General features: G+C 63.8%; 28 protein-coding genes. 16 read left to right on the forward strand and 12 right to left on the reverse strand.

Annotation, left to right across the window (positions count from 1 at the left end; all coding sequences use genetic code 11):
- Positions 1 to 20: 20 nt before the first annotated feature.
- From waaC to rfaD, 3 genes are read right to left on the reverse strand one after another with little or no spacing between them, the layout of a single operon-like run.
- Positions 21 to 995, reverse strand: coding sequence for a lipopolysaccharide heptosyltransferase I (waaC, locus tag FJW05_RS07510; RefSeq protein ID WP_140629843.1), 975 nt, complete (start codon positions 993 to 995; stop codon positions 21 to 23).
- Positions 992 to 1,999, reverse strand: coding sequence for a lipopolysaccharide heptosyltransferase II (waaF, locus tag FJW05_RS07515; RefSeq protein ID WP_140629845.1), 1,008 nt, complete (start codon positions 1,997 to 1,999; stop codon positions 992 to 994). The genes waaC and waaF overlap by 4 nt, the downstream gene beginning before the upstream one ends.
- Complete coding sequence (gene rfaD, locus FJW05_RS07520; RefSeq protein ID WP_140629848.1) at positions 1,972 to 2,922, reverse strand: ADP-glyceromanno-heptose 6-epimerase; 951 nt, start codon at positions 2,920 to 2,922, stop codon at positions 1,972 to 1,974. The genes waaF and rfaD overlap by 28 nt, the downstream gene beginning before the upstream one ends.
- Before the next feature lie 142 nt (positions 2,923 to 3,064).
- Between rfaD and FJW05_RS07525 the strand changes: the two genes are divergently transcribed.
- The 5 genes from FJW05_RS07525 to FJW05_RS07550 all read left to right on the forward strand — a co-directional run bounded on the left by FJW05_RS07525 (position 3,065) and on the right by FJW05_RS07550 (position 7,125).
- Complete coding sequence (locus tag FJW05_RS07525; RefSeq protein WP_140629850.1) at positions 3,065 to 3,301, forward strand: type II toxin-antitoxin system Phd/YefM family antitoxin; 237 nt, start codon at positions 3,065 to 3,067, stop codon at positions 3,299 to 3,301.
- A 353-nt stretch (positions 3,302 to 3,654) separates the two neighbouring features.
- Positions 3,655 to 4,287 (forward strand): LysE family translocator, encoded by a 633-nt coding sequence (locus FJW05_RS07535; protein ID WP_140629852.1) that lies wholly within the window; start codon positions 3,655 to 3,657, stop codon positions 4,285 to 4,287.
- 151 nt (positions 4,288 to 4,438) lie between these two features.
- Complete coding sequence (gene rfaE1, locus FJW05_RS07540) at positions 4,439 to 5,923, forward strand: D-glycero-beta-D-manno-heptose-7-phosphate kinase (protein ID WP_140629855.1); 1,485 nt, start codon at positions 4,439 to 4,441, stop codon at positions 5,921 to 5,923.
- Between the two features lie 7 nt (positions 5,924 to 5,930).
- Entirely contained in the window at positions 5,931 to 6,503 is a 573-nt protein-coding gene (locus FJW05_RS07545; protein WP_140629858.1) for an SIS domain-containing protein, read from the forward strand.
- Complete coding sequence (locus tag FJW05_RS07550) at positions 6,496 to 7,125, forward strand: HAD family hydrolase (protein ID WP_140629860.1); 630 nt, start codon at positions 6,496 to 6,498, stop codon at positions 7,123 to 7,125. The genes FJW05_RS07545 and FJW05_RS07550 overlap by 8 nt, the downstream gene beginning before the upstream one ends.
- Positions 7,126 to 7,194: 69 nt before the next feature.
- Here FJW05_RS07550 and FJW05_RS07555 read toward each other — a convergent pair whose 3' ends face one another.
- Complete coding sequence (locus FJW05_RS07555; protein ID WP_140629863.1) at positions 7,195 to 7,671, reverse strand: Lrp/AsnC family transcriptional regulator; 477 nt, start codon at positions 7,669 to 7,671, stop codon at positions 7,195 to 7,197.
- 236 nt (positions 7,672 to 7,907) lie between these two features.
- Between FJW05_RS07555 and trxB the strand changes: the two genes are divergently transcribed.
- Together trxB and FJW05_RS07565 are read left to right on the forward strand one after the other, a co-directional pair.
- A complete protein-coding gene (trxB, locus tag FJW05_RS07560) occupies positions 7,908 to 8,882 on the forward strand; it encodes a thioredoxin-disulfide reductase (protein ID WP_140629865.1) in 975 nt (324 codons plus the stop codon).
- A gap of 70 nt (positions 8,883 to 8,952) precedes the next feature.
- Positions 8,953 to 9,849 carry a LysR family transcriptional regulator gene (locus FJW05_RS07565; protein ID WP_128258346.1) on the forward strand — a complete coding sequence of 299 codons (897 nt, stop codon included), beginning with the start codon at positions 8,953 to 8,955 and terminating at the stop codon, positions 9,847 to 9,849.
- 148 nt (positions 9,850 to 9,997) lie between these two features.
- Here FJW05_RS07565 and FJW05_RS07570 read toward each other — a convergent pair whose 3' ends face one another.
- From FJW05_RS07570 to FJW05_RS07580, 3 genes are all read right to left on the reverse strand, one after another.
- Entirely contained in the window at positions 9,998 to 10,495 is a 498-nt protein-coding gene (locus FJW05_RS07570; RefSeq protein WP_140629868.1) for an isoprenylcysteine carboxylmethyltransferase family protein, read from the reverse strand.
- 782 nt (positions 10,496 to 11,277) lie between these two features.
- Positions 11,278 to 13,326 carry an elongation factor G gene (locus FJW05_RS07575; protein ID WP_140541477.1) on the reverse strand — a complete coding sequence of 683 codons (2,049 nt, stop codon included), beginning with the start codon at positions 13,324 to 13,326 and terminating at the stop codon, positions 11,278 to 11,280.
- A 222-nt stretch (positions 13,327 to 13,548) separates the two neighbouring features.
- Positions 13,549 to 15,078: a GGDEF domain-containing phosphodiesterase gene (locus FJW05_RS07580; protein ID WP_140629871.1), complete on the reverse strand. Its 1,530-nt coding sequence runs from the start codon at positions 15,076 to 15,078 to the stop codon at positions 13,549 to 13,551.
- Between the two features lie 298 nt (positions 15,079 to 15,376).
- On the opposite strand from FJW05_RS07580, the gene FJW05_RS07585 reads away from it, so the two are divergent.
- Positions 15,377 to 15,772 carry a cupin domain-containing protein gene (locus tag FJW05_RS07585; protein ID WP_140629873.1) on the forward strand — a complete coding sequence of 132 codons (396 nt, stop codon included), beginning with the start codon at positions 15,377 to 15,379 and terminating at the stop codon, positions 15,770 to 15,772.
- 62 nt (positions 15,773 to 15,834) lie between these two features.
- Here the strand turns inward: FJW05_RS07585 and FJW05_RS07590 are convergent, their stop codons facing one another.
- Complete coding sequence (locus FJW05_RS07590; protein WP_140629875.1) at positions 15,835 to 17,037, reverse strand: pyridoxal phosphate-dependent aminotransferase; 1,203 nt, start codon at positions 17,035 to 17,037, stop codon at positions 15,835 to 15,837.
- Between the two features lie 219 nt (positions 17,038 to 17,256).
- Here FJW05_RS07590 and FJW05_RS07595 point away from each other — a divergent pair, with 219 nt between their 5' ends.
- From FJW05_RS07595 to FJW05_RS07605, 3 genes are all read left to right on the forward strand, one after another.
- The gene (locus tag FJW05_RS07595; RefSeq protein ID WP_140541473.1) at positions 17,257 to 18,159 is read left to right on the forward strand and encodes an EAL domain-containing protein; all 903 of its coding nucleotides are present in this window, start codon (positions 17,257 to 17,259) and stop codon (positions 18,157 to 18,159) included.
- Positions 18,156 to 19,016: an EAL domain-containing protein gene (locus FJW05_RS07600; RefSeq protein ID WP_140629877.1), complete on the forward strand. Its 861-nt coding sequence runs from the start codon at positions 18,156 to 18,158 to the stop codon at positions 19,014 to 19,016. Before FJW05_RS07595 ends, FJW05_RS07600 begins: the two co-directional genes overlap by 4 nt.
- Positions 19,017 to 19,209: 193 nt before the next feature.
- Positions 19,210 to 19,818 (forward strand): glutathione S-transferase family protein, encoded by a 609-nt coding sequence (locus tag FJW05_RS07605; RefSeq protein ID WP_140629879.1) that lies wholly within the window; start codon positions 19,210 to 19,212, stop codon positions 19,816 to 19,818.
- 73 nt (positions 19,819 to 19,891) lie between these two features.
- Here FJW05_RS07605 and FJW05_RS27655 read toward each other — a convergent pair whose 3' ends face one another.
- From FJW05_RS27655 to FJW05_RS07620, 3 genes are all read right to left on the reverse strand, one after another.
- Positions 19,892 to 20,146: a hypothetical protein gene (locus FJW05_RS27655; protein ID WP_140629881.1), complete on the reverse strand. Its 255-nt coding sequence runs from the start codon at positions 20,144 to 20,146 to the stop codon at positions 19,892 to 19,894.
- Positions 20,143 to 20,343, reverse strand: a complete 201-nt coding sequence (locus FJW05_RS07615) for a hypothetical protein (RefSeq protein ID WP_140541469.1) — start codon at positions 20,341 to 20,343, stop codon at positions 20,143 to 20,145. The genes FJW05_RS27655 and FJW05_RS07615 overlap by 4 nt, the downstream gene beginning before the upstream one ends.
- A gap of 328 nt (positions 20,344 to 20,671) precedes the next feature.
- The gene (locus tag FJW05_RS07620) at positions 20,672 to 20,884 is read right to left on the reverse strand and encodes a cold-shock protein (protein ID WP_027168154.1); all 213 of its coding nucleotides are present in this window, start codon (positions 20,882 to 20,884) and stop codon (positions 20,672 to 20,674) included.
- A 278-nt stretch (positions 20,885 to 21,162) separates the two neighbouring features.
- On the opposite strand from FJW05_RS07620, the gene FJW05_RS07625 reads away from it, so the two are divergent.
- Entirely contained in the window at positions 21,163 to 21,489 is a 327-nt protein-coding gene (locus FJW05_RS07625) for a hypothetical protein (RefSeq protein WP_140541468.1), read from the forward strand.
- Positions 21,490 to 21,500: 11 nt separating this feature from the next.
- Here the strand turns inward: FJW05_RS07625 and FJW05_RS07630 are convergent, their stop codons facing one another.
- Entirely contained in the window at positions 21,501 to 22,070 is a 570-nt protein-coding gene (locus FJW05_RS07630; RefSeq protein ID WP_140629883.1) for a methylated-DNA--[protein]-cysteine S-methyltransferase, read from the reverse strand.
- 165 nt (positions 22,071 to 22,235) lie between these two features.
- Between FJW05_RS07630 and FJW05_RS07635 the strand changes: the two genes are divergently transcribed.
- The 4 genes from FJW05_RS07635 to FJW05_RS07650 all read left to right on the forward strand — a co-directional run bounded on the left by FJW05_RS07635 (position 22,236) and on the right by FJW05_RS07650 (position 26,414).
- Positions 22,236 to 23,261, forward strand: a complete 1,026-nt coding sequence (locus tag FJW05_RS07635) for a lytic transglycosylase domain-containing protein (protein WP_140629885.1) — start codon at positions 22,236 to 22,238, stop codon at positions 23,259 to 23,261.
- Positions 23,262 to 23,300: 39 nt separating this feature from the next.
- Positions 23,301 to 23,798, forward strand: coding sequence for an N-acetyltransferase (locus tag FJW05_RS07640; RefSeq protein ID WP_140629888.1), 498 nt, complete (start codon positions 23,301 to 23,303; stop codon positions 23,796 to 23,798).
- 421 nt (positions 23,799 to 24,219) lie between these two features.
- Positions 24,220 to 25,476, forward strand: a complete 1,257-nt coding sequence (locus FJW05_RS07645) for an ABC transporter substrate-binding protein (RefSeq protein WP_246673259.1) — start codon at positions 24,220 to 24,222, stop codon at positions 25,474 to 25,476.
- 23 nt (positions 25,477 to 25,499) lie between these two features.
- Complete coding sequence (locus FJW05_RS07650; protein WP_140629894.1) at positions 25,500 to 26,414, forward strand: sugar ABC transporter permease; 915 nt, start codon at positions 25,500 to 25,502, stop codon at positions 26,412 to 26,414.
- The last annotated feature ends 1 nt before the right edge of the window (position 26,415 follow it).

Consider the following 26,415-nt stretch of genomic DNA (forward strand, 5'->3'; position numbering starts at 1 on the left):
AGCGAATTCTGAAAAGGTCCTCACGCTGGCGCGTTTGATCTGAGCGCCAGCAGGCGCTCAACCTCAGCCACCACCTCAGCCGGCGTCACTCTGCCGCCCGCAGGAGCAAGCAAGGTCGATGCGAAAGGCCCGCGCGGGCCTGTGAGACCCGGTTCCGTCGCCAGGAAGACGGCGACCGTCGGCAGGCCGAAGGCGCTGGCGAGGTGGGTGAGGCCGGTGTCGGCGCCGATGACCAGCGTCGAACGGCCGAGGATCGCGGCGACGTCCGCGAGCGGCGATTTCGCGACCAGCACCGTCGCTGGCACGGCACCGGCAATGGCTTCCGCCACGTTCTTTTCCGCTTCATTCGACCAGGTGGCCACCGGTGTGAACTGCCGGTCGGTGAGTCGGCGCGCGGTTTCGATCCAATCTTTGACCGGCCATTTCTTGTCCTCGCGGCTGGTGCCGTGCAGCAGGAAGGCGGTCTGCCCGTCGATACCGGGAAGCCCGCCAGCCGGCGGCACGATGCCGGAGTCGAGCGACGACAAATCCGGCTGATAGCCAAGCGCCAGCCCGAACAGCCGTCTGGTGCGTTCGATGGCGTGCACGCCGCGCGGCACGGCATATCTGTGCCGATAGAAAAGCGTCGCCGACGGCTCGCGGGCGCTCGCCCGGTCGAAGCCGGCAATCGGCGCGCCGGCCTGGATCGCGACCAGGGCCGATTTCAATAAGCCTTGCGCATCGATGACCAGATCGTAGCGGGAGGCGCGGAGCGCGTCGCGCAGTCCGGTCATCTCGCGCCACGTGGCGCCGTCGAGAAGCCGCTTGCGCCAGCGCCGAACCGCCACCTTGTGAATGGTGCCGATCGCCGGATGCAGAGCCACGATACCGGTAAACGGCTCCTCCACGCACCAATCGAAATCTATATCGGGGCGACTGCGCACCACGTCCTCGATGGCGGGAAACGTGTGGATGACATCGCCCATCGACGATGTCTTGACGATCAGCACTTTCATGCCGCTGCCGGAACCTTGAGCAAGCGGTCGGCCGCTGCGGTGACGCGGGCGACGTCGAGCGTCCTGAGGCAATTGAGATGACCGAGCGGACAGACCTTCTTGTGGCAGGGCGAGCAGGACAGATGCAGCCAGATCAGCTCGGAACGCTCGCTGAGCGGCGGCGTGTTATCCGGCGAGGTCGAACCATAGACGGCAACGATCGGCGTGCCGACGGCGGCGGCGACATGCATCAGCCCGCTGTCGTTCGAGACCGCAAGCTTCGCCGCTGCGACCAGGTCGATGGCGTCCTCCAGGCGTGTCTTGCCGGCAAGGTCGACGGCGCCCGGCGCAAGGGCTGCAATCTCGCCGGTCACGTCGGCATCGTTCTTCGAGCCGAGCAGCGCGACGCCCAAGCCCTTGGCCATCATGTCCCGGGCAAGCCCGGCATAGTTATCGCTCGGCCAGCGTTTTGCCGGGCCGAATTCGGCGCCGGGCATGAGCGCCACGAATTTCTTCCCGGTCAGCCCGAAGCGCGCCAGCAGATCGGCCTGGTTGGCCTTGTCGACGGTAAGTCGCGGCGCGCGAAAAGTGCCGCCGCGCGCCAAGCCGAAATAGGCGCGCGCGGTGCGCCGTTTCAGGCTTTCCGGCAGCGGCACGACATCCGTCAGCAGGCCGTAGCGCATCTCGCGCAGATTGCCGACACGATGCGGAATGCGGGCGAAGAACGGGATCAGCGCCGATTTCCAGCTGCCCGGCAGCACATAGGCCATGTCGTAGCGGCCGCGCAGCAGGCGGCCGAAGCGCCTGCGGCTGCGGAACTCGAGCGCGCCCGGCATCAGCGGGAAGTCGATCTGGCTGCGTATCTCGGGCATGCGCTTGACCAGCGGGGCAGCCCAGGCCGGCGCCAGCACGTCGATGGCCGCATTCGGATGTTTTTCCTTCAGCGCCGCAAACAGGCACTGCGCCATGACCATGTCGCCCACCCAGCGTGGGCCGATCACGAGGATCGTTGGGCCTTCAGCCATTCGACATAGTCCCTGACGCCGGTTTCGACTGTGCGGAATTGGCCATTGTAGCCGGCCGCGCGCAAGCGGGACATATCAGCCTGCGTGAAACTCTGGTAGCTGCCCTTGAGATGGTCGGGGAAGGGGATGAATTCAATCTCGCCCTTGCCCAGCGTGTCGATCACCGTCTCGGCAATGGCCCGGAACGGCTGGGCGCGGCCGGTGCCGCAGTTGAAGATGCCGCTCGCGCCGCGTTTCCACAGCCACAGATTGACGTCGGCCACATCGCCGACATGGATGAAATCGCGGCTCTGCTCGCCGGGTCCGAAATCGCCGTAGGCGCCGAACAGCTTCGGATTTTCACCGCGCTCGACCTGGTTGAAGAGATGGAAGGCCACGGAGGCCATGGCGCCTTTATGCGCCTCGCGCGGCCCATAGACATTGAAATAGCGCAGGCCCGCCACTTGCGAGTGATCGGTGTCGAAGACAGTCCGGCGGACATAGTCGTCGAAGAGCTTTTTCGAATAGGCATAGACGTTGAGCGGCCGCTCGAAGGCAGGCTCTTCGCGGAATTCGCTGCCGCCACCATAGACGGAGGCCGAGGAGGCATAGAGGAAAGGCATCCGCAGTTCGAGGCAGGCATGCAGCAGGCGCTTCGAATAGGCGTAGTTCACCTCCATCATGAACTTGCCGTTCCACTCGGTGGTGGTCGAGCAGGCGCCTTGATGGAAGACGGCTTCGATGCGACCGAGCCCGCCGTCATCGAGCCGGGCGAGAAATTCGTCCTTGTCGAGATAGTCGGCGATGCGCAGGTCGGCGAGGTTGGCGATCTTGTGGCCGTCGGTGAGATCGTCGACGACGACGATGTCGTCATGGCCCGCGGAATTGAGAGCGGCGACGATGTTGGAGCCGATCATGCCGGCGCCGCCCGTGACGATGATCATGAAGGCCTCTGCTGCTTGCGATTCCGGTTCTTATAGGGGAGGCCAGTCGGGCTGTCGACAAAGCAGGCATCGTCCCATCTTAGGTCGTCTGATCTTGTCTATTTCGTCTGTTTTGCCTATTTTGTACGAAATGGAGGCCTTCATGAAGCAATACCCGTCTACTGATCTGAAACAAAATCTCGGTGACGTGCTTGCGGCCGCGAGCCAGCAGCCTGTCTCCATTACCCGTCACAAGAAGCCGAGATATGTCCTGATGAGCATCGAGGCCTACGAGGCTCGCTTCGCCAACGACAGCCGCCACGCTTACGCTGCCAAGGATGCTCCGTCAGACCATGTCGAGATGCTTGAGGAGTACGGCGCCGGAGGGAGTGGCGATTAGATCGATTGCCGCCGAGAGCCCAGTCGCTTCAGGCTAAGTGTCGACAATCACGTTACGTCAGCGCTGCCCCTCATTGCCCTGCCGGGCATTTCTCCCCGTATAGTGACGGGGAGAAAGGGCTGGCCGCAACCTTGCCGCCTTTCCTACAACGTTGGCGATTGGCGAAACCGTCGATCGCAGTTCCCCTCTCCCCGTCACTATACGGGGAGAGGATGCCGGCAGGCAGGTGAGGGGCAGCGCCAACGCCTGGAACGAAGTTAGAGGAATTCGAAGATGTCCGTATCTGTGGTATCGCCGGTATGGAGATCAGGCCAGCAAGGCGTAGCCTGACAGAGACCTACTGTGAGGGACAAATGCCGTCGACCGAACTGCTGATTGCATTCTTCGCCACCACGGCGATCTTCGCCTACATCCCTGGCCCCGCAATGCTGTATGCCGCGGCGCAGACTATTGCGCGTGGGCGCTGGTCGGGGCTGACGGCGGCGCTCGGCATCCATCTCGGCGGCTATGTGCATGTCTTCGCGGCCGCCGCAGGCCTGTCCGTCCTGTTTCACGCGGTGCCGCCGCTTTATGTGGCGGTCAAGCTGATCGGCGCGCTTTATCTGGCCTGGCTCGGCGCTGCCATGTTCCGCAAACGGGCGGACGGCGATATGGCTCTGCCCGCCATCGAGCGGAAATCGGCCCGTCGCGCCTTTTTCGAAAGCATCACCGTCGAGGTGCTCAATCCCAAGACAGCGATCTTCTTCATGGCGTTCCTGCCGCAATTCATCGATGCCTCGGCGGCGTTTCCCGTCTGGCTGCAGTTCGTCGTGCTTGGAACCATCGTCAACCTGATGTTCTCCTCCGCCGACGTCGTGTGCGTATTCCTTGCCGGCGCGATGATTGCGCGGCTGCGGCGTTCGGGACGCGCGCAGCGGCTGATGCGGCGTGCGGGCGGCGCCGTGCTGGTTGGCCTCGGCGTCCACGTCGCCCTGCAGAGGAGCTGATTGCGCTGCCGGCTCCGGCTGCGGTCCACCAGGCCTGCCGTTGCGCTCTCCCGAATTGCGGTATATCGGCATCGCTTTGAGCAGCCCGCGCCACAATTCCGGCGCTGAAATCTAATCAAGTCCGGCCTTCTTCAGGCATAGCTCGAGTGAGATGATCAAGCACAATCCGCTTTCTCCGGAACCTCTGCATCGCACCATCGCCCGGTTCGGCGACGTCACCGTGCTGGTCGTGGGCGATTTCATCCTCGACCGCTTCGTCAGCGGCGTGATCGAGCGCATCTCGCCGGAAGCCCCGATCCCCGTGCTGCATGGCAAGGGCGAGTCGCTGAACATGGGCGGCGCCGGCAATGTCGTCTCCAACATCGTTTCGTTGGGCGCGACCGCCATCCCCGTTTCGGTGATCGGCGCCGACCCGGCCGGCAACAATCTGATGCGCATGCTCGGCGAGATCGGCGTCGATATCGACGGGCTCCTGCAGCGCCAGGACCGCATGACCTCGTCGAAAAGCCGCTTCAGCGCGCTCAACCAGCAGGTGCTGCGGTTCGACGAGGAAGAGATCAAGCCGCTCACCGGGGCCGAGCGGGCGAAGCTCATCGATCATTTCCAGGCGGCGCTTGGCCGCGCCGACATCGTCATCCTCTCCGATTACGGCAAGGGCATCCTGCTCGACGGCGTCGCCGGCGAACTGATCGCGATCTGCCGCGATGCCGGCAAACCGGTGCTGGTCGATCCGAAGGGGCGCGACTATGCGCGCTATGCCGGCGCTACCGCGGTGACGCCGAACCGCAAGGAACTTGGCGAGGCGGTCGGGCGCAAGGTGTTCGGCGATGACGAGATCGTGGCGGCGGCGCGCGACCTGATCGCCACGCATGATTTCGAATTCATCGTCGCCACGCGCAGCGAGAAGGGCATGAGCGTGGTTTCCGCCGAGGACGCCCGCCACATCTCCACCCAGGCGCGCGAAGTCTTCGACGTCTCCGGTGCCGGCGATACAGTCATCGCGAGCTTCGCGCTGTCGCTCGCCGCCGGCGCCGACCGGGTGCATGCCGCGGTCATCGCCAACGCGGCCGGCGGCGTCGTGGTCGGCAAGCGCGGCACGGCGCGGCTCAACGTCGAGGAGCTATCCGGCGCGCTGTTCCGCTCGCACGGGCCGACGGCTCATACCGATGCCATTCTCGACGCCAATGCCGCGGCCAGGATGGTTGCCGCCTGGAAGGAAGAGGGCCTCGCGGTCGGCTTCACAAATGGCTGCTTCGACATCCTGCACGCCGGCCATGTCAGCCTGCTGCATGCCGCGCGCAGCCAGTGCGACCGGCTGGTGCTCGGCCTCAACAGCGACGCCTCGGTGCACCGGTTGAAAGGGCCTGGGCGCCCGGTCAACAACCAGCATGACCGCGCCTGCGTGCTGGCGGCACTTGCCTCGGTCGATGCGGTCGTCGTCTTCGAGGAGGATACGCCGCTCACGCTCATCGAGGCGCTTTTGCCGGACATACTGGTCAAGGGCGCGGATTACACGGTCGAGACCGTGGTCGGCGCCGATGTCGTGCAGAAGGCGGGCGGGCGCGTGGTGCTGGTCGATCTCGTCGCCGGCAAGAGCACGACGAACACGATCGGCAAGCTGCGTGCCGCAAATTGAGGGTTTCATGTCCGAACTGAACGACTACCTGGTCCGCTCCGCGGCGGCGATCTCGGCGATGGTCGAGCGCGATCTCACCGGCGAGATGGAGCGCGCGGTGAGCACCGTGGTGACGGCGCTCTCGCAAGGCAAGGCGCTGCTGATCTGCGGCAATGGCGGCTCGGCGAGCGACGCCATCCACATCGCCGGCGAGCTGGTCGGCCGCTTCCTGAAGGAGCGCAAGGCCTATAACGTCATCGCGCTGCCGGCCAACGCCGCGGTGCTGACCGCCTGGGGCAACGACTACGGCTTCGACACCGTGTTCTCGCGCCAGGTCGAGGCGCATGGATCGGAAGGCGCGGTGCTGCTCGCCATCTCGACCAGCGGCAATTCGCCGAGCATCCTTGCCGCCGCCGAGCAGGCGCGGGCGATGGGCATGACGGTGATCAGCCTGACCGGCGAAACCGGCGGCAAGCTCGGTCCGCTGACCGACATCCTGCTCAACGTGCCGTCCACCTCGACGCCGATCATCCAGCAGGGGCATTTGTGCCTCTATCACCATCTGTGCGAGGCGGTTGAAGCGCGCCTCAGCAATGGCTGAAAGCGAAGGCTTCCCGCTGGCCGAGCCGGGCCTTTGGGTCGAGCGGACCAGCGCCACGAACTTTCCGGATGGCCGGCCAGCGCTGTTCCTCGATCGTGACGGCACCATCAACGTCGATACCGGCTATCCAGACGATCCGGCGGCCATGGTGCTGCGCGACGGCATCGCGCCGGTCATCGAGGCCGCGAACGAGCACGGCATTCCGGTCGTTGTCGTCACCAACCAGTCCGGCATCGCGCGCGGCTATTTCGGTTGGGACGCGTTCGCGCGGGTCAACCGGCGCGTGCTCGAGCTGCTGGCTGAGCAAAACGCGTTTGTCGACATGGTGCTTGCCTGCGCCTACCACGAGGCCGGCAGGGGCGCGTTGGCGGTTGCTGATCATCCGATGCGCAAGCCCAACCCGGGCATGCTGCTGGACGCGGGCCGGCGGCTCGACCTCGATCTCAACCGATCGCTGATCGTCGGCGACAAGCCGGCCGATATGGAAGCTGGTCGGCGCGCCGGCCTCATACGTGGCTGGCTCGTCGATGACGAAGCCTCGACGATAAGCGGGCTTTCGGTTTCGCCGTTGCGCGACGCCACGGACCTTGAGGGACTGCTTGCCACGATACGGTCGCTCTGATCGCGGATTGATTAAAAACCTGGCGCTAAGCCCTTTGCTTGCGCAGGAGAATTTCCGGAAGCCGGCACATTAAGTTGGAAAAGCGACAAGCCCTTCGTCCTTGACGCGCCGGATGGTCAAGGCAGTGCGCACCGTGTCCACGTTCGGGGCGGAGGCCAGCTCCTCGATGACAAAGGTCTGGAAGGTGCCGAGGTCGCTCGCCACGCAATGCAGCAGGAAGTCGGATTCGCCCGAAACCATCCAGGCGTCGCGCACGATCGGCCAGCCGCGCGTGCGCTCGGCGAAGGTTTTCAGCTCCGCATCGGCCTGATGATGCAGGCCGATCAGGCAGAAGGCGACGACATCCATGCCGAGCGCCGGCGCGTTGAGGAGAGCTCGATAGCCGCGGATGATGCCCGCTTCTTCCAGGCGCCTGACGCGGCGCAGGCAAGGGGGCGCCGAGATGCCGACCCGGCTGGACAATTCGACATTGGTCATGCGGCCATCGCCCTGCAACTCGCGCAGGATCTTCCAGTCGATGGCGTCGAGGTCGGCTTTCAGGGGCATGGTTGTCTCGGCGCTTGCGCAAGAATCTTTCGCAATTTTGTAATTAAACGACTTTTGTGTCCGCGCCAGCCCTCATCGATGGGATTTTTCCAGCGTAACAAAACCGGCGATTTGACGAATAAGCTATTGGCCGCAGCTTTCCGGGGACGACGGTCCGTTCGTCTTGCTGCCATGGTTGGCAACCCTTACATTAAGCCCAACAAAACCACGGCTTCGCGCCGCAGGGGACTTTTTTCATGAACACCAAGCACGCGCCCGTTCTCATCATCGGTTCCGGCCCGGCCGGTTACACGGCGGCGGTCTATGCCGCCCGCGCCATGCTGAAGCCGATGCTGGTCGCCGGCCTTCAGCAGGGCGGCCAATTGATGATCACCACCGACGTCGAGAACTATCCCGGCTTCGCCGATCCGATCCAGGGACCCTGGCTGATGGAGCAGATGCTCAAGCAGGCCGAGCATGTCGGCACCGACATCATCAACGACATCATCACCGAGGTCGATCTCAATGTGCGGCCGTTCCGCGCCACAGGCGATTCCGGCACCGTCTACACCGCGGACGCCTTGATCATCGCCACCGGCGCGCAGGCGAAGTGGCTGGGCATCCCGTCGGAGCAGACCTTCATGGGGTTCGGCGTTTCGGCATGCGCCACCTGCGACGGCTTCTTCTATCGCGGCAAGGACGTCGCGGTGGTGGGCGGCGGCAATTCCGCGGTCGAGGAAGCGCTTTATCTGTCGAACCTCGCCAAGAGCGTCACCGTGATCCACCGGCGCAGCGACTTCCGGGCCGAGCGCATCCTGCGCGAGCGTCTGCTCAAGAAGGACAATGTCCGTGTCATCTGGGACACCGTCGTCGACGAGATCACCGGACGGCCGGGCAAGGCGCCGCTGCCGCCCTCGGTCGAGGGCCTGACGCTGCGCAACGTCGTGACCGGCCAGGAATCGAAGCTGCCGGTCGACGGCGTGTTCGTCGCCATCGGCCATGCGCCGGCGGTGGAACTCTTCGCCGGCAAGCTGAAGCACAAGCCGAACGGCTATCTGTGGACGGCGCCCGATTCCACCCGCACCGACGTGCCCGGCGTCTTCGCCGCCGGCGACGTCACCGACGACGTCTACCGCCAGGCGGTGACGGCGGCCGGGCTTGGCTGCATGGCGGCGCTCGAGGCCGAAAAATATCTGGCGGGCATCGAGGTTCACCGCGAAGCGGCGGAATGACATCGGCTGAAAAGAGCCGTTTAAAAGCCTGATTTTTCATTCAGACGCCAAAGGCAACGCGAGGGGAATCATGGCGCTGGACTGGGACAAGCTACGCGTATTTCACGCAGCGGCGGAGGCTGGGTCGTTCACCCATGCCGCCGAGACGCTGCATCTGTCTCAATCGGCCATTTCACGGCAGGTCAGCGCGCTGGAGCATGACGTCGGCGTCGCGCTGTTCCACCGCCATGCGCGCGGCCTGGTGCTGACCGAGCAGGGCGAGATGCTGTTCCGCACGGCGCATGACGTGCTGATGAAGCTGGAAACCATCAAGACGCGGCTCACCGAGACCAAGGACCGGCCGTCGGGCGTGCTCAGGGTAACGACCACGGTGGGCCTGGGCGCCGGCTGGCTGACCGAACGGGTGCAGGAATTCATCGAGCTCTATCCCGAGATCAGCCTGCAGCTGATCCTCGCCAATGAGGAACTCGACCTCACCATGCGGCAGGCCGATTGCGCCATAAGGCTGCGCCAGCCGCAGCAGCCCGACCTTATTCAGCGCCGGTTGTTCACGGTGCATTTCCACCTCTACGCGGCACCGTCCTATATCGCCAAATTTGGCCGGCCGGCCTCGATCGCCGAGCTCAGGAACCACCGCATCGTCACCTTCGGCGTGCCGGTGCCATCGCATTTGTCGGAGCTGAACTGGCTGGAGACCGTCGGCGACTTCGAGGGTGCGCAGCGGGTGCCGACGCTGCAGATCAACGACATCCTGTCGATCAAGCGCGCGGTCCAGGGCGGCGCCGGCATCGCCATGCTGCCGGACTATGTGATCAACAAGGACACGAACCTGGTGCAGCTCCTGCCGGAGACCGAGGTGCCGTCCTTCGACACCTATTTTGCCTATCCCGACGCGATGAAGAACCAGGCGAAGCTACACGTTTTCCGCGACTTTATCATCGCAAAGGCGCGCAGCTGGTCCTACTGAATATTCAGGTGAGGCCGGCCTGCGAACGGCAGGCTCCTGCGCTTCCGGTACTCACGTACTGAAGTACGCTCCGTTCCGGTTCTCGGAGCCTACCGTTCTCGACTCGGCCTGACCTGAATATCGGCGCACTCCCCTCGGAAAGGGAGGCTTATCCGCGCCAGGGTGTCAGCCGCGGCAGCCAGCCGGGCACGGCGCGGCGGTAGACCTCGTATTCTTCGCCATAGCGGTTGGCGAGCGTCGGCTCTTCATAGAGCTTGACGAAGGAGATCATCGCCGCCGCGGCGATGAGGCCGTAGACCAGCACCGCCCAGCTCGAAAAGATCAGTGCCTGGCCCAGGATGATTGCCAACATCGCCACATACATGGGATTGCGCACATGGCGGTAGACGCCGCCGACGACCAGTTTCTCGGTCGGCGCCACGGGAGCGGGCGTGCCCAGGCCCTCAAGCGCAAAGCGGGCGAACGCATGAAGCAGGATGGCGGCCGCTCCGATCACAAGAATCGAGCCCACAGGCACGGAGCCCGGCAGGGCCGACAGAGGTTTGCGATAATGGTCGGTCAGCAGCCACGGCGCCAAGCCGGCGACGACGCCCGGCGCTGCGACAAGGAACAGCGCGCTGCCGGCGATTGCTGAAAAAGTTCGCATCATCGGTCTCCTGCCGTAAAAATAAACTCAGCTTGCCGAAATCGACATCATTTCGCCGACTTGCATATTTCCGAGCAAAATCGGCTCGGTTTGCTTTTAAGCAGTCGCTTTAGCGCCGGAAACGCGCCGGAATCGGCGACTTTTCTGGTCCTATGGCTTCGATGAACAGGTTGGACCACAGCCTGCGTCTTTTTGCATGCGTGTGTTGCAAAATAGATGCTTGTTTCTTGGGCATGATGAGCACATATATAGTCGCATCTCCGGGGCGCGTTCTCCTCCCATTAGCGCCCTCGAGTGTTCCCCTCTGGAGGTTAGCCTTAATCGGCACTTCCAATCAAACTCAGCCGGATCTTTATTGATCCGGCTTTTTTGTTGCCCGCATGCCTTCGAGCCGGCAAGAAAACGACTGAATCCACCGCGTAACAGTGACATGTAACATCGGGTAACATGTCGCAGACCCACTCTATCGTTTAAGTAGACGATAGGACGCGGTTGGTCGGTTCGGGAGATGGGGGCATCACTCGAAAGACCGGGCTCAGGCAAGCACCGCGTCCGAACCTTTTTTCCGGATGCGGCGGACTAGCCGTTGCCTCCCAGGAGAACGGTCCGCAATAGGAACGGCGTCCGGATCATCCGGACGCCGTTTTCGTATCTCCAACAGAAGCCTGCCAGACAGGCCGACCTGCTCGTTTCACCGTTTCACGGAAACGGCGAACCGCACTATCTCCTTGTTCTTGCGCAATTCCGGATGGAAAACCGTTCACGCTTTTCCCGGAATTGCTCTAGGCGGCTTTGCCATTGGCGTTCATCGCTTCGTCGGCCAGCCGGCCGGTGAGCTCGGCCATGTGGTCGAAAGTGGCCTTGTAGCTGGCGACGCCGGCGGTCGCCGAGCGCAGCTCGATGATCAGGTCGCCGATTTCGGCCTGCGGCATGGTCGCCTCGACGACGTCCCAACCCGGCCAGTCGGGCCTTGCATCATAGCCGAGGATCTGGCCGCGCCGCTGCGGGATCAGCGCGATGATCTTCGAGGTCGCGTCGGAGGGCGTGACGATCTCGACCTTCATCACCGGCTCCAGCAGGACCGGCGAACAGGCGGCCATGCCTTCCTTCATCGCGAGCTTCGCCGCCATCTGGAAGGCCATGTCGGAGGAATCGACCGCGTGGTAGGAACCGTCCGACAGGTTGACGGCGACATCGACGACCGGAAAGCCGAGCGGGCCCGTCTTCAGATAGTCGCGAATGCCGGTCTCTACCGACTGGATGTAGGTTTTCGGCACCACCCCGCCGGTGATGGTGTCGGAGAACTGGAAGCCGGACCCGCGCGGCAGCGGCTTGATCTCGATCACCACATCGCCGAACTGGCCGTGGCCGCCGGACTGCTTCTTGTGGCGGCCGCGCTGTTGCGCCGATTTGCGGATCGTCTCCCGGTAAGGCACCGCCGGGGCATGGCCCTCGATCGGGATCTGGTTCTTGCCCTCGAGGCGTTCGCGCACCACGCGCAGATGCATCTCGCCATGACCCGACAGGACGGTTTCGGCGGAATCCTGGTTGTGGCGCAGGCTGAGCGATGGATCTTCCTCGGCAAGCCGCTGGATCGCCGCCGACATCTTGACCTCGTCCTTGCGCTCCTTGGGGCGAAGCGCGAAGGCGAAGACCGGCTGCGGCGGCTCCAGTGTGACAAGCGGCCGGATGCCGCCCTTGGCCGAGCTCAGCGTCTGGCCGGTCTTGACGTTGTCGAGCTTGCCGAGCGCAACCGTGTCGCCCGCTTTGGCGGATGTCAGCTTCGACTGGTCCTTGCCGAGCATCCTGTAGATGCCGGAAACCTTCGCCGTGTCGCCGTTGGAAAGGAAGAGCTCGGCTGCGTCGGCCAGTTGGCCCGAGAGCACGCGCGACACCGAAAGCTTGCCGCCATGCGCGGTGTGAATGGTCTTCATCACCTGCACCACCGTCTGGCCGTCCGGCGCGCCCAGGCGCTTCCGCGTCGCCTCGACATCCGGTGCGTCATGGCGGATGGCTTTCAACAGGCGCAGCACACCGTTGCCCTTCTCGGCCGTGCCGATCAGCACCGGCGTCACCGCGCCGGCGCGCAGATCGGCCGAGAGATCGTCGAAGATCGCGTCCTTCGGCGGCTCGATCTCCTCCAGCAACTGCTCCATCAGGTGATCGTCATGATCGGCGAGCGTCTCCAGCATGGAGAAACGCGCTTCCAGCTCGCGCGCCTTGTCGTCGTTCGGTATCTCGGCAACCTGGCTCTCGGCGTATTCGCGATAGATGTAGGCGCGTTCCAGCGCCAGATCGATCGAGCCGATGACGATGCCGTCCTTGCGCACCGGAATCTGGCGCAGCAGCAGCGGTGCCGTGCTTGCCGGCTGCAGCATCTTCAGCGTCTCGCGCACGCCCGCGACCGCCTTGTCGACCTTGTTGAGGAAAAGGATGCGCGGAATGGCGAGATCGTCGAGCTTGCGCATGATGAGCTGCAGCGCCGGGATCTTCTTCTCATCGGCCTCGGCGACGACGACCGCGAGGTCGCAAGCGGCAAGCACGGGTTCGGCCTCGAAGGCGAATTCGATGGAGCCGGGACAGTCGACGAAAGTGATCTGCTCCCCCATGAAATCGGTGGTGGCAAAGGTCGCCTCGACGCTCATGGCGTGGGCGCGTGCCTCCGGCGAATGGTCCGAAACGGTGTTACCCGATGAAACTGGTGACTGGCGGGGAATGGCGCCCGTGCGGGCGAGGATGGCTTCGAGAAGTGTCGTCTTACCGCTTGCGAAGGGACCGACTATGGCAATGCATTTCGGTCCCGTGCGTCGTCCTCCGGCGCGAGTACCCATGGCTGAACCTCCACTCAGGCGTTTCCCGAGAGAGCGATCAGCAAAAGTGGAAACCGGTTTGCGTCCGATCGCACCCTGTGCAGAGCGGCGGCCGGCCTGTTCGGCCGTCGCGGGCGGGGTTTTCACCTCTTCCCAAAACCATCGTCACACGGGTTTGTCGGGAGGGCAAGAAAAATAGGACGTTCGCCGGCTTGGGTTCACCAGACCGCCATTTTTTACTTGTCAGGCTGTGAGGGCGAGCGGTTCGCGGGCGGCGGCACACAAGGCGCTTGCCTTGTCGCGCGGCGCCGGCCTGCCGAAGAAATAGCCCTGAAAGCGGCTGCAGCCGGCCGTCCGGGCAAGCGCGAATTCCTCCGCGGTTTCGACGCCCTCGGCGACGATGGCGATGTCCTGGATGCGGGCGATCTGGGCAAGCGCAGAAACGAAGATCTGCGCCACCTGGTCGTGGGCGAGGCTGCGGATGTAGGAGCGATCGATCTTGACGCTGTCGATGGGCAGCGACTTCAGGTAGTTGAAGCCGCAATGGCCGGTGCCGAAGTCGTCGAGGGCGATGTGGAAGCCGAGGCCGCGCAGTGCCTCGAGGCGCCTGAGAACCTCGGGCGTTGCGGCCGTCGCCACGGTCTCGGTGATCTCGATGATGAACTGCGACGCCGACCGGCCGGTCTCGCGCAGGACCCGGTCGCACATCGTCACGATCTCGTCGCGCTTCAGCTGCTCGCCGGAGACGTTGATCGAGATGCGCCGTCCGGGAAAATGCCCGATATCGGCGCAGGCGCGCTTGAAGACCCATTCGCCGATCATGTCGATCAGCGTCGAGCGCTCGGCGATAGGGATGAATTCCGACGGCGAGATCAAGCTGCGCACGGGATGACGCCAGCGGATCAATCCTTCCAGCGCGTCGACCGAGCCGTCGGGATCGACGATCGGCTGGTAGTGCAGTTCCAATTCGCCGAGATAGATCGCAGCGCGCAGCTCGCGTTCCACCAGCCGGCGATAGCGTTTGTCAGACAGCATCTCCTCGTCGAACACGGTGACGCGGCCGCGGCCGCCCGCCTTGCTCTCGTAGAGCGCGAGATCGGCCAGCAGCATCAGTTCAGTGCCGTTCGAAGCGTGCAACGGCGCGAGCGCGACGCCCACCGAGATCGACAGGGGAATGATCTTGCCTTCATGTCTCTTGCCGGCCCGCATCGCATCCAGCAGCCGGCGGGCGTCCTTGCCTATACTGGCGACGTCGCCATGCGGAACCATGATGCCGAACTCGTCGCCGCCCAGCCGGCCGATGACGCCGTCCTCGAAGATGCGCTGCGCTTCCGCGACCAGATGCGCCAGCGCCAGATCGCCGAACTGATGGCCGAACGTGTCGTTGAGCTGCTTGAAATGATCGAGGTCGATCAAAAGCAAGCTTGCCTGGCGACGGTTGCGCGAGCCGCTCAGCCAATCGCCCAACGCTTCGATGAAGTAGCGCCGGGTCATCGCGCCTGTCATGGCATCGTCAGTGAGAAAGCGATGCTTCTCGGCCTCGGCGTCCGCCGCCGATTGCAGGCGCTGGACGACGTTCGAGCGCATATACATCAACACCAGAAGCGCCATTAAGGTCGAAGTCACCGACACCGCGAGCGCGCCGGCGCGGGAGGCGTTCTCCGTCAGCGCGAAAGCCGCAAGCCCGGTGGCGGCGATGCTCATCACGAGCAACGCCTGGATGCCGCGATAGATACGGCCGCTGTGATCTTTGATTGTCGCCAAGATACTCATGTCCGCGCCCCCACAGCACGCGACATGGCTAGGACCTCAGCCGTTAAGAAACGCTGAGCGTGGCGGCTGCCTCGATTTATTCCTTTGCCGCTGAGTGGGGATCGCGATTTTATGGTTAAAAGGCAACTATTTATGACAGTTCTCTGACATTCTAATGCTGCAATCCGCCCGCTGCGCGAATGAGAAATCGAGGTTGCCGCCGGGCAATGGCTCAAAGCCGGTTGCAACGGTCTCCCGGCGAGGTGAAACTATCGCGTGAGACGCCGCGCGGGGCGCTCTGTTCGAGAGGATCTGAACGATGAAGCTCATTGCGTGCGGCAGCGTGCCGACGATCGTCGCGCCGGAGACATATTTCACCGGGCGGGTGCTGCAGACGCCGATCATCGAGAAAGAGGCGCCGGCGCGGCTGAGAGCGACGCTGGTCAGCTTCGAGCCCGGCGCGCGCACCCATTGGCACACGCATCCGCTTGGGCAGACGCTCTATGTCACCGCCGGCGCCGGCCTGGCGCAAAGCTGGGGCGGCCCGGTGCAGGAGATCAGGGCGGGAGATGTCGTTTCCTTCGCGCCGGGCGAGAAGCACTGGCATGGCGCCGGCCGGAAAACCGGCATGACGCATATCGCCATGCAGGAGGCGCTGGACGGCGTCCACGCCGACTGGCTGGAGCAGGTTTCCAACGAGCAATATGGCGGCTGATCGCCCTCCAGGAAAACCCGGCGCGAGGCCGGGTTCTTCTTGCTGGCCGGCCGGGCGGCCGATCAGGTCAGCGACGCAGTGAAGCGCTGGATGCGCGTGCAGGCTTCTTCCAGCAAAGCATCCGACGTGGCGTAGGAGATGCGGAAGTTCGGTCCGAGGCCGAAGGCCGATCCGAACACCACCGCGACGCCTTCGGCCTCCAGCAGTTCGGAACAGAAGGCCTCGTCATTGTCGATCACCTTGCCCGTCTTGGTCTTCTTGCCGATCAGCTGGGCGCAGGACGGGTAGACATAGAAGGCGCCTTCCGGCGACGGGCAGGAGATGCCGCGCGCCTGGTTGAGCATCGAGACCACGAGGTCGCGCCGGCCCTGGAAGATCGCCTTGTTCTTCGCAATGAAATCCTGCGGGCCGTTGAGCGCCTCGACGGAAGCCCATTGCGCGATGGTGCAGGCGCCCGAGGTCTGCTGGCCCTGGATCATGTCCATCGCCTTGATGAGCGGCACCGGGCCGGCTGCATAGCCGATGCGCCAGCCAGTCATGGCATAGGCCTTCGATACGCCGTTCATGGTCAGCGTGCGCTCATAAAGGTTCGGCTCGACCTCGGCGATGGTCTTGAAGACGAAATCGCCATAGGTCAGGTGCTCATACATGTCGTCGGTCAACGTCCAAACATGCGGATGCTTGAGCAGCACGTCGGCCAGCGCCCGCAGCTCGGCCTCCGTGTAGGCGGCGCCCGACGGGTTAGACGGCGAGTTCATCAGCAGCCATTTGGTTTTCGGCGTGATCGCCTCTTCCAGCACTTGCGGTGTGAGCTTGAAGCCGTTGTCGATCGAGGTGTCGGCGAACACCGACGTGCCGCCGCAGATCGCCACCATTTCGGGATAGCTCACCCAGTAGGGGCGCGGGATGACGACCTCGTCGCCCGGGTTCAGCGTCGCCATGAAGGCGTTGAACAGGATCTGCTTGCCGCCGGTGCCGACGATGGTCTGCTCCGGCCGGTAGTCGAGATTGTTCTCGCGCTTGAATTTTTTCGCGATCGCCTCGCGCAACGGCACGATGCCGGAAACCGGCGGATATTTGGTCTCGCCGCGGCGGATCGCCTCGATCGCCGCATTCTTGATGTTGTCGGGCGTATCGAAGTCCGGCTCGCCGGCGCCGAGGCCGATCACGTCACGGCCGGCATTTTTCAGCTCGCGCGCTTTCTGCGTCACCGCGATGGTCGCGGAAGGCTTAACGCGGGAAAGGGCGTCGGCGAGAAAGGCCATGACGAAATGTCTCCTAGGAAAAGCGGCCAGGAGCGGCCGCGGCGCATCTCATGTCGCATCATCGCGCGGAGCGCAAGCATTGTGCGATGAGCCAGAGGTCAAGGAGGCGTGACCAAAGTCAGCCTGCGTGAGCGGCAACGCTAAATTCATCAACGGCCGGTAAACCCTTGGCTGGCAGGATCGCAGATCGGATTGCGCCTATTCGCGGAGCGAGAAACCTTGTCGCGCAGCATCGGGCTCGCCCACATCATCCGTCATGATGACGGCACCTCGACCGGTGTCTGGGGCATCTATACGTTGCAGAGCGCGTTCCAGCCGATCTTCGCCTTCAAGGAGGGCAAGCTTTCGGTCGCCGCTTTCGAAGGGCTGATCCGGCCGTTCCGCGACGGCGAGCCGCAGTCGCCGGCGACATTTTTCGGCACCTGCCCGGCGGCCGACCGGCTGCATATCGAAGCGCTGACGCGCACGCTGCATCTTCTGAACGCCGGTGCCTGCCTGCCGCAAGAGGCCTCTATCTTCGTCAATTTCGACCCGTCTGTCTTCACCGATCGCCACATCGCCGACAAGGCGTTGCGCGACATGCGGCTGGTGCTGCACGAAGCCGGTATCGATCCGCGCCGCATCGTCTGCGAGGTCACCGAGCAGAAATCGGCTTCGCAGGAAGCGCTCTACGGTTTTGTCGAGGCGCTGAGGGCCAATGGCTTCAGCATCGCGGTGGACGACTATGGCGCCGATGATTCCGACATCAATCGGATCAAGGAACTCAAGCCGGACATCGTCAAATTCGATGCGAATTGGATTACCCATCTGATGGAGTCCGGCGCCGGCTTCGCCTTGCTGACGGCGATGGTGCAGAGTTTCGAGAACCAGGGCATCCGCACCGTCTTCGAAGGTATCGAGGAAGGCTGGCAGTTGGAGCTAGCCGAGAGGTCCGGCGCCTCCATGGTGCAGGGCTACGTGCTTGCCCGGCCGGAACTTGCCCCCACCAGCTTTCGCGTCTTCGGCAAGGGCGCGCAGCAGCCCTCGAGCGAAGACAGCAAGGCACCGGCCGCCGCAAGCCCGGCGGCGCCAACGCTGCACGGACGGCCGGCAAGGGTGTTCGGGCGCAAGGTCGCGCCATGAGCGGACAACCAGACAGGCGGCGCAACGTCGCCGAGGCGATCTTCGCCGACGAGATCGGCCTCCAGTTCGGCGTCTATGGCGAGTTCCGGCTGTGGAGCGCCTATCAGCCGATCTTCGCGCCGGAGGGCAGGGTGCTCAGAGCCGTCGCCGTCGAGGGGCTGATCGAGCCGCGCCGCGTCGCGCAGCCGGTAGCCGCTTCGGTCTTCTTCGGCAGCATTCCCGCGCCCGACCTTCTGTTTGTCGAAACGATGTGCCGGATGCTGCATCTCGGCAATTATCGCAACATCGGCGTCGAGGGATTGACGCTGTTCTTCAACTATAATCCGACCATCAACGACCATCTCGGACGGGCGCTCGCCGAGATCCGGCTGATGACCAGGCATCTCGGCGATCTGGAGCTTGAGCCCAGCCTGCTGGTCTGCGAGATCACCGAACAGGCAGCCGATGACCAGGTTCTTGCCAGCCTGGTGCGCGAAATGCGGCGCGACGGCATCCGCATCGCCATCGACGATTTCGGCACGGGGCATTCGACCGAGGCGCGCATCGATCTGCTTGCACCCGACATCGTCAAGATCGATGGCGCCTGGTTTGGCGAGCTCTGCCGCCATGCCGCCGCCGAACGCTTCTTCCGGCCGTTGGTGGCGATGCTGCACGAGCGCGGCGCCAAAGTGCTGGTCGAGGGCATCGAGAATGCACAGCACTTGCGCGTCGCGCTCGAGGGCGGCGTCGACCTGCTGCAAGGTTTCCATCTCGCCCGCCCGGCGCTCGCCGGCACGATCTTCAAGGAAGAACCGCTTTCGGTCGACGCTCTGATCGGCGCCGGCAACAAGGTCGTGCCCCTGCATCAGCGTCGCTGATGCTCAATGCCAAAAGGTGCATCAGCATCGCTGAAGCTCGATCCCAAAAAGTGCGTCAGCATCGCTGATGCAGACGCTGAAAACATATCAGCGCCGCTGATGGTTCTTCTCAAATACAAATCACTGGATGGTCTCGCCTGGGCACGTTAGAGCCGTGCTGAAATGGCTTCAGACGACTTGCGAGGTATGTGGGATGATCCTTTACGACATGGCCGACAGTGGCAATTGCTATAAGCCGCGGCTGTTGCTGGCCAAGCTCGGCATTCCTTTCACCCGGGTCGAGGTGAGCTCGCATACCGGCGAGACGCGCAAGGCCCACTATGTCGCCAAAAATCCGAATGCGATGGTGCCGATGCTCGAGCTCGACGACGGCAGGCGTATCGCTGAAAGCAACGCCATCCTGCTTTATCTCGCGGAAGGGACGCGCTTCCTGCCGACTGACAAGTATGAACGTGCGCTGGCTTACCAATGGCTATTCTTCGAGCAATACAGCCACGAGCCCTATATCGCGGTGCGCAAGGCGCTGCTGACCTTCCCGGAACGGGCGAAGGACGCCACGCCGGAACGATTGGCGCAGACGTTGGAGCGCGGCAACAAGGCGCTCAGCGTGATGAACCAGCATCTGAAGCAGAACGAATTCTTCGCCGGCAGCGCCTACAGCGTCGCCGACATCGCCTTATACGCCTATACCCACACCGCCGGGATGGGCGGCTTCCAGTTGGATGCCTATCCGGCGGTCGCCGCCTGGTTGAAGCGCGTGGAGGCGGATAAGGGGCATGTGCCGATCGAGTGGAAGGGATAATTCCTCACCGCTTTGCACCTAACCTGTATGGGCGCGCCAGCGAGCCGCTTTGCATGCATACAGCCGTAAGCGGCTATTTCAAAAGGCGTTCATACTCGGAGTGGGTGCCGATCCAAAACCAGATCATGTCGTCCTGGTCACGGACTGCAACAGCGCGGTAGTCCAGATCAACTCGAGCTGACCAGTAACGTCCAACTCGCTTGAAATGGAGCGAAGGATGAAACGGATCTGCACGCAGCTTGGCGAAGCTGCTGTCAGCCTTCATCCTGATTGCTTTAGGTAGTTTATCGTAGGCGTCCCAAAACGAAGGGGCGGCAGAGTAATTCACAGGGGCCGAGTCCGACCCGCGCGATGCTCAGCCAGTGCTTGTTCTGCAAGCTTGTCCAGCCGGCCCGCTTTCGCGTCGGCTTCGATCTGCTTGTCCCACAAATCGGCCCGCAGAGCCTCGAACCAGGCGGCAAATGCCTTCAGCTCTTCAGGGCTCAGTTCGGCGACGGATTTTTCGATCTGTTCGAGTTTGGTCATGCGTCAATAATAGCACTGGTGGGCCAAAAGTGCCACCCGTGGGCCTGCTGGGACCGGAGAAGAACTCGCCAAAATCCAGACAACAAAAAAGGCGGGCAATGCCCGCCTTCCTCTGCCGGTAGCCTGATCGGGAGCGTCTGGTCCGGGCCGGCAGCTATCTGCTGTTCCAGCTTGTCGGGTCTTTTCGCTCCGGCGCGCTTCTCGCGCGACCGTCAGTACATCCGTGACTTGCCGCGCGCCCCGAACCTTCGTCCGGCGCGCGCCTTTGCTTAGCCGCATTTCTGCAACGCCAAGCGATTCCGCTTGGCCGCAAAATGCTTAAGCCAAATCAGGCTGCCTTGCTAAGAGACCCAGCAGCTGACTTGCCGGTGCGGCGGTCCTGCTCGATCTCGAAGTTGATTTTCTGGCCTTCAGCCAGGCTCGTCATGCCAGCGCGCTCGACAGCGGAGATGTGGACGAAAACGTCCGCGCCGCCATTGTCAGGCTGGATGAAGCCGTAGCCCTTGGTGGCGTTGAACCACTTGACCGTACCAGTTGCCATATAGAATGCCCTTCACATTTGCTTTTGTTTGACCGGACCAACGTCCGGCCGGCGGTATCGAAATTTTGGAGATAGACGTCAGCAAACGCGAAGATCGCGGCCCGATCGATCGGCCAAATTCAATGCTGCGGATATAAGATAGTTTGAGCAAGAAAACAAGACGGGTTGCCTGGACGCTGCCCCGCATCCCGGATCGAGCTGAATACAAGCATGGAAGTTTTGACAGCGGTGCCGCGTTGTGAAGGGATGCGATGCTTGCCCGTCCGAGGAGAGAAGCCATGAAGACCATTCTGCTTGCCGCCTGCTTCCTGCTGCTTGCCGCGGAAGCGCAGGCGGTGACGCGCTACGATCCGACGCGCATGAGCTGCGACCGGGTGCAGGCGACGATCGCCAGACAGGGCGCCGTCATCCTGCGCTACCAGTCGACGCGCGTGCCGGGGCTGCCGCTCTACGACCGCTATGTGCGCGACGAGCGCTTCTGCAACGCGGGCGAAGTGAGGGCACGCGCCTATGTGCCGAGTGCCGACGCCAGGTCCTGCATGGTCTATGTCTGCAAGCGTCCGGATTTCGAGCGGCGCTTCCGCCGCCGGTTCCTGCAGGACTGATACGCAGCGCCTTAGAAACCGAATGAGGCCTGCGCCGCCGGCGGCGGGCCGACGCGAACGCCTTCCATGGCCAGCATCCTTTCCTTGGTGGCCGAGCCGCCGGGCGCGGAGAAGCCGCCGATCTTGCCGCCGGCCGCCAGGATGCGATGGCACGGAATGACTAGCGGCACCGGATTGGCGCCGAGCGCCGCGCCCGTTTCGCGCGGAAGGCCCGCATGGCCGGCGCGCTTGGCCAATTCGCCGTAGGTAGTAGTCTCGCCGAAGCCGAGCTTGCGCGCCGCGTCGTAGATGGCGAGGCGGAAATCGTCGACGCCGTCGAGATCGACGGGCACGCTCGAGAAGTCGACGTCCTCGCCGGCCGCATAGGCCTTGATCGAGGCGATCAGATCGACCACCCAGGACGGCTGGTCTGTCGAGGCCGAGACACCGGGGTGGCGAAGCAGCCGGCGCTCGACCGCTTCGCGGCTGCGCTCCGGCAGGCAAAGCCGGATCAGGCCCTTCTCGCTCCAGGCAATGCCCATGAAGCCGATCACTGTTTCTAACACTGCGTGGCCGGCCGTGATCTGGGATGTGGGTTTCATGACATATTCCTTCCGCAATACAGCGAAAAACGAGTACATATCCAGAACAATATGGCACTTCGGCCCTGTTGTCGCCACCCGAAAACCGCCTGGTAGCCCCGATTGCCGGGTGAGAATCGCTGGTGTAAGGACTCCTTAAGAACAGACAAACCGGACCCGCACGGCTTGCCAGCTAAAATCATATTCACCGCGCTCGGCGTGCTCGTTGCAGCAGCCGGTCTCAGCGGCTGCACCTCGACCTCGCAGATGAAGGCCGCGCCCGCGCTTGCGGAGGCATCGACGCCTGCTGTCGCGGACGACACGCCGACGCTCGCGCTGCCCGAAACGGTGGCCGTGCTGCCGGAACCCTCGGGTCTCGCGCAGGTGCAGACCGCGGCGCTGGCCGGCGATGTCGTCGCCATGGCGACCACGCCAGGCGCGCCCGCGACGCAAAGCGCACTGGTGATGCAAGGCGCGTCCGCGACGCAAGGCGCGCTTTTGCCGCCGCCTGTCCAACCCGGCGCGCCGGCCGCGTCGCTGGCTCAGCCCGCGGCCTTCGCGGGAGCGACGCCGATGGCCGGCCAGTTTCCGCCGCCGCCGGTGCTGACGGCCGGCGGCTCTCCGACCGGCCCTGGATCCATCAGCCGAGCGGCATCCATCAGTCGAGCGGCGGTCTACACGACCGCAGGCGTCGCCATGCCGGTCACCGGCCAGTCGGCGAAAGTCGCCCCGATGCCCGGCGTCCAGCAGGTCGCCTATATGATGCCGGAAAATCCGGCGCTGCTTGCGGCACCTGGCCAACCCGAGCAGCACGCCAGCGGCCCGCGCGGCGAGATCGAACGGCTGATCGAGAAATATTCGGCGATCTATGAAGTGCCGATCGACCTGGTACGTCATGTCGTCAATCGTGAAAGCACCTTCAACCCGAAAGCCTACAATCATGGACATTGGGGGCTGATGCAGATCAAGCACGCGACGGCTCGCGGCATGGGCTATGACGGACCGGCGACCGGCCTGTTCGACGCCGAGACCAATCTCAAATATGCGGTCAAGTATCTGCGCGGCGCCTGGCTGGTTTCGGGCGGCAACGCCAAGCGGGCCGACATGCTCTACCAGACCGGCTATTACTACGATGCCAAGCGCAAAGGCCTGCTCGAGGCGACTGGCCTGGGCACCGACCGCAAGCGGCACCGCCTGCCACCCGACGCCTGAGCGGACGGACGGTTCCGCGCGGCGTTTCGAGACAGCGCCATGCATGAAAACACAACGCCCCGCCCGCCGGCTGCCAACGACATCCGCCTGCGCAAGCTGCTCGACGATACGCTGACCGCGCCGCACTGGCCGCAGGGTTTCGTCATGCGTGCGTTCGATCACCGGGACGCGCAGGCTTTGCACGCGCTGCTGGAAGAGGTGTTCGACGACGGCGCCGACGGGCCGTTCGACGAATGGTGGCCGCGCATTGCCGGCGACGCGGAGTTCGATCCCGCTCTCTGTTTCCTGGCGATCGACGGCAAAGGGCTGCTGGCGGGCGCGGCGCTCTGCTGGACATCCGGTTTCGTCAAAGATCTCGCCGTGCATCCGGAATCGAGACGGCAGGGCCTCGGCGAGGCGCTGATGCGGCAGGTGTTCCTGACCTTTCGCGAGCGCGGGGCGACCCATGTCGATCTCAAGACCAACACGGTGAAGAGCACCGCGGCCTTCAGGCTCTACGAGCGGCTCGGCATGATCCCGGTCGACTGGGAAGGCTGACGCGCAAAGCGCGGCGGGGAATTGGAGGTGCCCGGCGCGGCGCTGCAATCGCCTGCGCCCGGACATTGTGAATTCCTTCACATAGGCTGACGTTAGGGCATGCTAATTCGTCGTCGTGCCGGGCGGCCGATCGGCGGATCGACGCGGGCAAGGCGTCGGAGGAGGCTGTGCCGGCATGCGTCAGCCACTCCCAGGCGGGCTCCGGGGCGGGGGTTTCGGAGCCCGTCCGCTTTGCGTGAAGCGAGGCGGACGGAACCGGCCGCCGACGCGGTCGAGCCAACCGAGATCGGCTTCACCGACCCGCCGGCCCGGTCGGCACGCACAAGCGCGGGAACCCTAAGCGGCGTCGCGCATTCAACGCAGGGGCCTTGATGAGCCGCGATCTATGCGTCGCCGGTCGCGCAGGGAGGTCCGCAATCCTGTGAAACTCGCTTCAGCATTCCTGGCCGCCGGCATCCTGCTCGGCGCGGTTCAGGCGCGAGCCGTGGAACTGTCGATCGTGTCGGGCGATACGGGCAACGGCATCAAGGTGTTGCGCGAGATACTCGATCGTTACGAGAAGAAGAGCGGCAACAAGGTTGATATCGTCGTCATCCCGCCTTCGACCACCGACCAGTTCGGCCAATACCGGCTCTGGCTCGCCGCCGGCAGCAGCGATATCGACGTCTACCAGACCGACGTGATCTGGGCGCCGCAGCTTGCCAGCCAGCTGGTCGACCTGACCGAGGCGACCAGGGATGTGGTGGGCGAGCATTTCCCGTCGATCATTCAATCGCAGACGGTCAACGGCAGGCTGGTCGCGCTGCCGATCTTCACCGACGCGCCGGCGCTCTACTACCGCAAGGATCTGCTCGACAAATACGGCGCCAAGGTGCCGGCCACCTGGAAGGAGCTGGCCGATATCGCCAAGCTTGTGATGAACAGGGAGCGGGCGGCCGGCAACAAGGACATTTGGGGCTTCGTCTTCCAGGGCAACGCCTATGAGGGGCTGACCTGCAACGCGCTCGAATGGGTGATGTCGAATGGCGGCGGTCGGATCATCGAGCCGGACGGTGAAATCTCCATCGACAATCCAAAGGCGGCCGCGGCGCTCGACATGGTCAAGGGCTGGATCGGCACGATCGCGCCGCCGGGCGTGCTCGCCTACCAGGAGGAAGAAACGCGCGGCGTCTGGCAGACCGGCAATGCCGTCTTCATGCGCAACTGGCCATACGCCTATGCGCTCGGCAACAGCGAGAATTCGCCGATCAAGGGCAAGTTCGACGTGGCGCCGCTGCCGGCCGGCGAAGGCGGGCATCCCGCCGCCACGCTGGGCGGCTGGAATCTTGCCGTCTCCAGATATTCGAAACATCCAGACGAGGCGATCGAACTGGTCAAGTTCATCGCGTCGCGGGAGATGCAGAAATACCGGACGCTGAGAACGTCCAACCTGCCGACCATCCCGGCCCTCTATGACGACCCCGACATCGCCCGGCAGCAGCCGATCGTGCCGCGCTGGAAAGAGATTTTTCTCAACGCGCAGCCGCGGCCCTCGGCGACCGCCAGAATCAAGTACAACGAGGCATCCAGCCAGTTCTGGACTGCCGTGCACGACACGATCTCCGGCCAAGGCGCCGCCGCCGACAACCTGGCCGATCTCGGCGCGAGGCTGACCAGGCTGAAAGGCAAGGGCTGGTGAGCGCGGCAAGGCGATCGCCGCTGATGCGCCGACGCGTGCGCACGGCCTGGCTGTTTCTCGCGCCGATGCTTGTCGTGCTTGCTGCCGTTGCCGGCTGGCCGTTCCTGCGCACGGTCTATTACGGTTTCACCGATGCTTCGCTGGCCGACCTCGACGCAAGGCAATGGGTGGGCTTCGACAACTATTTCTCGGTGCTGCGCCTGCCGAGCGGCCGCCTGCTCTATGACGGGTTGCTCGTCGATCCGGTCTGGTGGCGCGCGGTGTGGAACACGGTGCGCTTCGCCGTGGTGTCGGTGGCCTGCGAGACGGTGCTGGGCATGATCGTGGCGCTTGCGCTCAACACCGAATTCCCGGGACGCGGCATCGTGCGGGCCGCGATCCTCATTCCCTGGGCGATCCCGACCATCGTCTCGGCCAAGATGTGGCAGTGGATGCTCAACGACCAGTTCGGCATCATCAATGTCGCGCTTCTCAATCTCGGCCTGATCGACACCAAGATCGCCTGGACCGCCAATGCCGATACCGCGATGATCGCCGTGCTGATCGTCGACATCTGGAAGACGACGCCGTTCATGGCGCTGCTGATCCTGGCGGCCCTGCAGATGCTGCCGCGCGAGATCCTCGAAGTGGCGAAGCTCGACGGCGCGAACCCCTGGCAGATCTTCTGGCGGGTGACCTTGCCGCTGATCCGCCCCGCGGTGATGGTGGCGGTGATCTTTCGTGCGCTCGATGCGCTGCGCATCTTCGACCTGATCTACGTGCTGACGCCCAACAATGTGCAGACCAAGTCAATGTCGATCTTCGCGCGCGAGAACCTGTTCGAATTCGACAAGTTCGCCTATGGCTCCGCCGCCTCGACGCTGCTTTTCCTGATCATCGGCCTTCTCACCATCGCCTATATCCGCATCGGCCGGCTGAGTTTCGACGGAGGGCGCTGAC

Origin of the sequence: Mesorhizobium sp. B2-9-1, from assembly GCF_006439455.1 — a bacterium.
Classification (GTDB): Bacteria; Pseudomonadota; Alphaproteobacteria; order Rhizobiales; family Rhizobiaceae; genus Mesorhizobium.

Excerpts from the sequence above, each read along its gene's own strand:
- FJW05_RS07580 (WP_140629871.1), bottom strand. The coding sequence starts at position 15,078 with ATGAGTATCTTGGCGACAATCAAAGATCACAGCGGCCGTATCTATCGC.
- FJW05_RS07615 (WP_140541469.1), bottom strand. The coding sequence starts at position 20,343 with ATGACCAAACTCGAACAGATCGAAAAATCCGTCGCCGAACTGAGCCCT.
- FJW05_RS07525 (WP_140629850.1), top strand. The coding sequence starts at position 3,065 with ATGAAGCAATACCCGTCTACTGATCTGAAACAAAATCTCGGTGACGTG.
- FJW05_RS07550 (WP_140629860.1), top strand. The coding sequence starts at position 6,496 with ATGGCTGAAAGCGAAGGCTTCCCGCTGGCCGAGCCGGGCCTTTGGGTC.
- trxB (WP_140629865.1), top strand. The coding sequence starts at position 7,908 with ATGAACACCAAGCACGCGCCCGTTCTCATCATCGGTTCCGGCCCGGCC.
- rfaE1 (WP_140629855.1), top strand. The coding sequence starts at position 4,439 with ATGATCAAGCACAATCCGCTTTCTCCGGAACCTCTGCATCGCACCATC.
- FJW05_RS07620 (WP_027168154.1), bottom strand. The coding sequence starts at position 20,884 with ATGGCAACTGGTACGGTCAAGTGGTTCAACGCCACCAAGGGCTACGGC.
- FJW05_RS07630 (WP_140629883.1), bottom strand. The coding sequence starts at position 22,070 with ATGAAACCCACATCCCAGATCACGGCCGGCCACGCAGTGTTAGAAACA.
- FJW05_RS07640 (WP_140629888.1), top strand. The coding sequence starts at position 23,301 with ATGCATGAAAACACAACGCCCCGCCCGCCGGCTGCCAACGACATCCGC.
- FJW05_RS07585 (WP_140629873.1), top strand. The coding sequence starts at position 15,377 with ATGAAGCTCATTGCGTGCGGCAGCGTGCCGACGATCGTCGCGCCGGAG.
- waaF (WP_140629845.1), bottom strand. The coding sequence starts at position 1,999 with ATGGCTGAAGGCCCAACGATCCTCGTGATCGGCCCACGCTGGGTGGGC.
- FJW05_RS07590 (WP_140629875.1), bottom strand. The coding sequence starts at position 17,037 with ATGGCCTTTCTCGCCGACGCCCTTTCCCGCGTTAAGCCTTCCGCGACC.
- FJW05_RS07625 (WP_140541468.1), top strand. The coding sequence starts at position 21,163 with ATGAAGACCATTCTGCTTGCCGCCTGCTTCCTGCTGCTTGCCGCGGAA.
- rfaD (WP_140629848.1), bottom strand. The coding sequence starts at position 2,922 with ATGATCATCGTCACGGGCGGCGCCGGCATGATCGGCTCCAACATCGTC.
- FJW05_RS07600 (WP_140629877.1), top strand. The coding sequence starts at position 18,156 with ATGAGCGGACAACCAGACAGGCGGCGCAACGTCGCCGAGGCGATCTTC.
- FJW05_RS07605 (WP_140629879.1), top strand. The coding sequence starts at position 19,210 with ATGATCCTTTACGACATGGCCGACAGTGGCAATTGCTATAAGCCGCGG.
- FJW05_RS07650 (WP_140629894.1), top strand. The coding sequence starts at position 25,500 with ATGCGCCGACGCGTGCGCACGGCCTGGCTGTTTCTCGCGCCGATGCTT.
- waaC (WP_140629843.1), bottom strand. The coding sequence starts at position 995 with ATGAAAGTGCTGATCGTCAAGACATCGTCGATGGGCGATGTCATCCAC.
- FJW05_RS07565 (WP_128258346.1), top strand. The coding sequence starts at position 8,953 with ATGGCGCTGGACTGGGACAAGCTACGCGTATTTCACGCAGCGGCGGAG.
- FJW05_RS07570 (WP_140629868.1), bottom strand. The coding sequence starts at position 10,495 with ATGCGAACTTTTTCAGCAATCGCCGGCAGCGCGCTGTTCCTTGTCGCA.
- FJW05_RS07535 (WP_140629852.1), top strand. The coding sequence starts at position 3,655 with ATGCCGTCGACCGAACTGCTGATTGCATTCTTCGCCACCACGGCGATC.
- FJW05_RS07555 (WP_140629863.1), bottom strand. The coding sequence starts at position 7,671 with ATGCCCCTGAAAGCCGACCTCGACGCCATCGACTGGAAGATCCTGCGC.
- FJW05_RS07545 (WP_140629858.1), top strand. The coding sequence starts at position 5,931 with ATGTCCGAACTGAACGACTACCTGGTCCGCTCCGCGGCGGCGATCTCG.
- FJW05_RS07575 (WP_140541477.1), bottom strand. The coding sequence starts at position 13,326 with ATGGGTACTCGCGCCGGAGGACGACGCACGGGACCGAAATGCATTGCC.